This is a genomic window from Burkholderia sp. Ac-20384, from assembly GCF_017104605.1.
In the GTDB taxonomy this organism is placed as follows: Bacteria; Pseudomonadota; Gammaproteobacteria; order Burkholderiales; family Burkholderiaceae; genus Burkholderia; species Burkholderia lata.
Genome location: NZ_JAAGPE010000433.1, coordinates 1 through 6056 on the forward strand (window position 1 = coordinate 1; position 6056 = coordinate 6056).

Annotated in this window: 3 protein-coding genes and 1 pseudogene; 3 read left to right on the plus strand and 1 reads right to left on the minus strand. The window is 68.3% G+C overall.

The features are described from left to right. Nucleotides 1-560: pseudogene (locus G3O00_RS39060) on the minus strand (ornithine cyclodeaminase family protein); the annotation flags it as partial. A 379-nt stretch (nt 561-939) separates the two neighbouring features. Here G3O00_RS39060 and G3O00_RS39065 point away from each other — a divergent pair. The 3 genes from G3O00_RS39065 to G3O00_RS39075 form a co-directional block, all read left to right on the plus strand. Further along, on the plus strand, nt 940-1719 hold the full coding sequence (locus G3O00_RS39065) for an ABC transporter substrate-binding protein (RefSeq protein WP_174931072.1): 780 nt from the start codon (nt 940-942) through the stop codon (nt 1717-1719). Between the two features lie 67 nt (nt 1720-1786). Further along, complete coding sequence (locus G3O00_RS39070; RefSeq protein WP_206146188.1) at nt 1787-3031, plus strand: FAD-binding oxidoreductase; 1245 nt, start codon at nt 1787-1789, stop codon at nt 3029-3031. Between the two features lie 484 nt (nt 3032-3515). Continuing rightward, on the plus strand, nt 3516-6056 hold a 2541-nt coding region (locus G3O00_RS39075; protein ID WP_206146189.1), incomplete at its 3' end, for a hypothetical protein.

Here is a 6056-nt window from a genome sequence, read left to right on the forward strand (position 1 = left end):
GGGGCGCGGGCGCGCGGAGCGAGCTGCGGGAGCGTGGCCTGTGGGGCCGCGTCGCCGGCGAGCGCCGGCGAGTACACGCGGATCGTCTCCCAGTCGCGCAGGCCCGCCGTGTGCCGCAGGTGCGCGAGGCCGACCGCGCGTGCACCGACGATCGCGAGATGGCGCGCGTCGCGCGGCGCGAGGCAGTCGACCGCGAGCGCGGTCGTGCCGGCCGTGCGCTCGACGGTCAGCAGCCCGGCGTCGCACCACATCAGCGGCTGGCCCGTGCGCATCGACATCAGCGCGGTCCACGCGGTGACGATGGGCTTGCCGCCCGTCACGACATACGGCGACAGCTTCGCGCCGAACACCTGCGCGTCGGCGAGCGCGCCGAGATACGTGATGAAGTCGCCGGCCTGGTCGGGAAACAGCGTGAGCGTTTGCGGCGGCTGCACCGCGCGCGTCGCGGCGAGCGACGCGAACATGCTGCGCAGCGTGCCGAGCACGTCGAGCGACGGCAGGGCCGCGCGTACCGCGGCTTCGTCGACGGTCAGCGGCAGGGTCGGGGCGGTTTGCGTCATGGGGACATCTCCGGTCGGGGCTGGACAGGACCGTCTCGATCAACGGTGTCCGGCGGTGTTCGTGATGGACGAAAAGTCTAATATAGACAAACAAAATCGGGAGAATTTTTCTTTTCGAGACTTCGTGGCGTCACGTGGTTCGAAAAAAACACCGGTAAATCAAAGGTATTCCGTGTGACCGGCGAATTTTGGATGTCGCGTATCGGGGCACGATTCTCGTATCCCCTATAGTCTATAGTAGACTTTGAGTCTATATTTCGCGTGCAGGACACGACGCGTCACCGCGTGGCGGCCGCCTGCTTCGAATGGCGATCCGGCGCCCGGCCGGGGCCGTCGTGTACCGATCTTCATCGCCTCAATCCGGAACGGAAGGACCGTCATGAACTGGAAGCTCTCCCTTTGCGCCGCTGCGGCGCTTGCCTGCGCGGCCGTCACGGCCCATGCGGAACAGACCACGTTGCGCTTCGGGATCGAAGCCGCCTATCCGCCGTTCGAGAGCAAGACGCCGGCCGGCCAGCTGCAGGGTTTCGACGTCGACATCGGCAATGCGGTGTGCGCGAAGCTGAACATGAAGTGCGTGTGGGTCGAGAATTCGTTCGACGGCCTGATCCCGGCGCTGCAGGCGCGCAAGTTCGACGCGATCAACTCGGCGATGAACATCACGTCGAAGCGCCGGCAGAGCATCGACTTCACGCCGGCGATCTACGTGGTGCCGATCGTGATGATCGCCAAGCACGGCTCGCCGCTGCGGCCCGATGTCGCGAGCCTGCGCGGCAAGCATGTCGGCGTGCTGCAGGGCTCGTCGCAGGAGGATTTCCTGAAGGCACACTGGGCCACTGCGGGCGTGGCCGTCGTGTCGTACCAGGATCAGGACCAGATCTACGCCGATCTCGTCGCGGGGCGTCTCGACGCGGCCGTGCAGGAAGCGCAGACCGCGCAGGACGGTTTCCTCGACAAGCCGGCCGGCCGCGACTACCAGATCGTCGGCGAGCCGCTGAAGGATCCGGCGACGCTCGGCGAAGGCACGGGCTTCGGGATGCGCAAGAACGACAAGGCGCTGCAGGCGAAGATCGTCGGCGCGCTCGACGCGCTGAAGAAGGACGGCACGCTCAGCGCGCTGTCGCAGAAGTACTTCAAGCGCGACATCGTCGCGAAGTAATCACGGCCGTGCGCCGGCCGCCGCGCCGGCGCGTGTCGCATCGAATCTCGACGCAGTACGGGGAACCATGGATTTCGACGTCATCGTTCTGGGGGCCGGCATCGTCGGCGTGTCGTCGGCGCTGCATCTGCAGGATCGCGGGCTGCGCGTCGCGCTCGTCGACCGGCGTGCGCCCGGCGAGGAAACGAGCCACGGCAATGCGGGGCTGATCGAGCGCTCGTCGGTCGTGCCGTACGCGTTTCCGCGCCGGCTCGGCACGCTGCTTCGCTATGCGCGCAACCGCTCGGTCGATCTCTATTGGGACTACCGCGCGCTGCCCGCGTATGCGGGCTGGCTTGCGCGCTTCTGGCGCGAATCGTCGCCGCAGCGGCTCGCGGCCGCCGCGCGCGACCTGTTGCCGCTCGTCGCGGCGAGCGTCGTGGAGCACGACGCGCTGCTCGCGCGCACCGATGCCCAGCCGCTCGTGCACGACGGCGGGTGGATCGAGGCGTTCCGTTCGCCCGCGCTGTTCGATGCGGAAACCCGCGCGCAGCAGCGCGTGGCCGACGCGCACGGGCTGCGGATGACCGTGCTCGACGCACGTGCGTTGCGGTCGCGCGAGCCCGGCATCAGCGAAGCGTTCTGCGGCGCATTCCACTGGCAGGATCCGAAGACCGTGTCGAGCCCGGGCGGGCTGACCAAGGCCTACGCGCGGCTGTTCGAGCGCGACGGCGGCACGTTCGCGCTCGGCGATGCCAGGACGCTCGTGCAGGTGGATGACGGCTGGCAGGTCGGTACCGAACACGGGCCGATTTCGGCGCGCTCCGCCGTGGTTGCGCTCGGGCCGTGGTCCGATCACGTCTTCGAGCCGCTCGGCTACCGGATTCCGCTGCGCGCGAAGCGCGGCTACCACATGCATTACCGGCCGACGCGCGCACCGTTGAACGTACCCGTGTGCGATACCGAGGAAGGTTTCGTCGTCGCGCCGATGGAAGGCGGCCGCCTGCGGCTCACAACCGGCGTCGAGATCGCGCTGCGCGGCGCACCGCCGACCGGCGTGCAGCTCGCGCGCGCCGAGCCGCTGGCACGCGATGCGTTCGGCATCGGCGAGCGGCTCGATCCCGAGCCGTGGCTCGGGATGCGACCGTGCACGCCCGACATGCGCCCGGTGATCGGGCCCGCGCCTCGCCATCGCCACCTGTGGTTCGCGTTCGGCCATTGTCATCACGGTCTCACGCTCGGGCCCGCAACCGGACGCCTGCTCGCCGAAATGATGACGGGCGCACCGACCTATATCGATCCCCATCCGTACCGCCCCGCGCGCTTCGGCTGATCCGGCGGCGCGCGCCGCGTCGCGCGTGCCGGCCTTCACAGTGTTTCAGTCTGCTATCCGAATTATCGGAAATCACGCAATCGGAAATGATCTGCGTAATCGGCAAGAAAGATAATCGCGAAATAAAGAAAATCAGCAAATCGGCGATTTATCAATGCATTTTCATATTGCTGAAATGCGTAATGGGCCACCGCTGATGGCGGTGTAGCACACCGTCGCGGCGGGTGTTCCCGTGTTACGCGGAATGTACCGGAACACGTTACCACGGGGCTCGCAAACGTTACGTTACATCCGTGTTCCATCGGCCTTTTTCGTCAGAGGATTCCGGTGCCCGGGCCGCGCATTTCGTCTGAAATCGATTAAAAAAGCGTTATTGCCCGTCAATAGGCAGACGAATCAATCCCGTTTTTGGAATTGGCACACTTCGTGCAATCCGTCCCCATGCTTTATCAACGTTGTGCCAACCGAGATGGGGAAAATAAAGATGGGACACAATCTGAAATTGACGGGTGTGGCGCTGTCGGTCGCGACGGTGTTCGGGGTACTGGCTTCGGGTTCCGCGATGGCGGGGGCCCTTGATGCGCTGCCGATTCCGCAAGTAATCGTCAACCCGCCGACGAACAGCGTGTCGGTCGGGTTGGTCGCGACGGGTACGTCGCCGCTGGGCTCGGTCACCGTGGCGGCAGGCGGGGCGGGCGCGATCCAGACGTCGCTTGGCGACCCCGGCCAGGTGCTGTCGGGCGCCGTGGGGGCGGTGACGGGCGCACTCGGCGGTGGCGGCGGCACGGTACAGCCGCTCGCACCGGTCCAGGGCGTGCTGAATCAGGTGACGGGCGCGCTGAGCGGCGGCAACCCGGCGGGTGCGTTGACCGGTGCGCTGAATACGGCGACGGGGACGCTGAGCAATGCGGTTGGCACGGTCACGGGGGCACTGGGTAATGTCGGCGGTGGGTCGAACCCGCTGGCGCCGGTTCAAGGTGTCGTGAATCAAGTCACGGGCGCGCTGGGTGGCGGTAACCCGGCTGGTGCGTTGACGGGTGCGCTTGGCACGGTCACGGGTGCACTGGGTGGTATCGGCGGCGGGTCGAGCCCGCTGGCGCCGGTTCAAGGTGTCGTGAATCAAGTGACGGGCGCGCTCGGTGGCGGTAACCCGGCTGGTGCGTTGACGGGTGCGCTTGGCTCGGTGACGGGTGCACTGGGTGGTATCGGCGGCGGGTCGAACCCGCTGGCGCCGGTTCAAGGTGTGGTCAATCAAGTAACGGGTGCGCTTGGTGGCGGCAACCCGGCTGGTGCGTTGACGGGGGCGCTTGGTACGGTCACGGGGGCACTGGGCGGCATCGGCGGTGGCTCGAACCCGCTGGCACCGGTCCAAGGTGTGGTCAATCAAGTAACGGGTGCGCTCGGTAGCGGTAACCCGGCTGGTGCGTTGACGGGTGCGCTTGGCACGGTCACGGGTGCGCTGGGCGGTATCGGCGGCGGGTCGAGCCCGTTGGCGCCGGTACAAGGCGTCGTGAACCAAGTGACGGGCGCACTGGGTAGCGGTAACCCGGCAGGCGCGCTAACCGGTGCACTCGGCACGGTGACCGGCGCGCTGGGTAATGTCGGCGGCGGTTCGTACCCGCTTGGGGCGATTCAAGGCGTCGTCAATCAAGTCACGACGGCCCTCAATAACGGCAATCCGGCTAGTGCATTGACGGGCGCACTCGGTACGGTGGCGGGCGAGCTCGGTGCGGGCAATCCGGCAGGCACGGTGACTGGTGCGATCGGCAACGTGACCGGGGCACTGGGCGCATTGGGCGCCATTGGTGGCGGCGCGGATCCGCTGGCGCCGGTCCAGGGCGTCGTGAACCAAGTGACGGGCGCGCTCGGCAGCGGCAACCCGGCCGGCGCACTGACGGGCGCACTCGGCACGGTGACGGGTGCACTGGGCGGCATCGGTGGTGGCTCGAACCCGCTGGCACCGGTTCAAGGTGTCGTGAATCAAGTGACGGGCGCGCTCGGCAGCGGCAACCCGGCCGGCGCACTGACGGGCGCACTCGGCACGGTGACGGGTGCACTGGGCGGCATCGGCGGCGGATCGAGCCCGCTGGCGCCGGTCCAAGGCGTGGTGAACCAGGTGACGGGTGCACTGGGCGGCATCGGCGGCGGTTCGAACCCGCTGGCACCGGTCCAAGGCGTGGTGAACCAAGTGACGGGCGCACTGGGCGGCATCGGCGGCGGCTCGAACCCGCTGGCGCCGATCCAGAGCGTCGTCGATCAGGTCACGGGTACGCTCGGCAGCGGCAACCCGGCCGGCGCGCTGAGCAACGCGGTCAACACGATCACGGGCACGCTCGGCAACGTGGGTGGAGCGGGGAGCCCGCTGGCACCGGTGCAAGGTGTCGTCACGCAGCTCGCCGGCACGCTCGGCGGCTCGAATCCGCTGGCGCCGGTGCAAGGCGTCGTGAACCAGGTCGTCGGCACGCTGTCCGGCGCCGGTGGCGGCAGCCCGATCGCGCCGATCACTAACCTCGTCAACGGCCTGCAGAACGCGCTGCCGACGGGCGGCAACGCAGCCGGCGCGCTGACCGGCGCACTCGGCTCGGTGACGGGCGCACTCGGCAACCTCGGCGGCTCGAACCCGCTGGCGCCGGTTCAGGGCGTCGTGAACCAGGTTGTCGGCACGCTCAGCAACAACAACGCGGTCGGCACGGCCACGAACGCACTGGGTAACGCGGTCGGCTCCGTCGTGGGCGCACTCGGCAACCTCGGCGGCTCGAACCCGCTGGCGCCGGTGCAAGGCGTCGTGAACCAGGTCGTCGGCACGTTGTCGGGTGCGGCGGGCAACAACCCGATCGCCCCGATCACGAACCTCGTGAGCGGCCTGACGGGCGGCAGCAACCCGGCAGGCGCACTGACCGGTGCGCTCGGTTCGGTGACGGGCGCACTCGCGAACGGTTCGGTGGCCCTCGGGCAGGCGGCCGGCGCGCTGTCGGGCGCGGCCGGTTCGACGGCAGCGGCGGGCGGCAGCCTGCTCGGCTCGGGC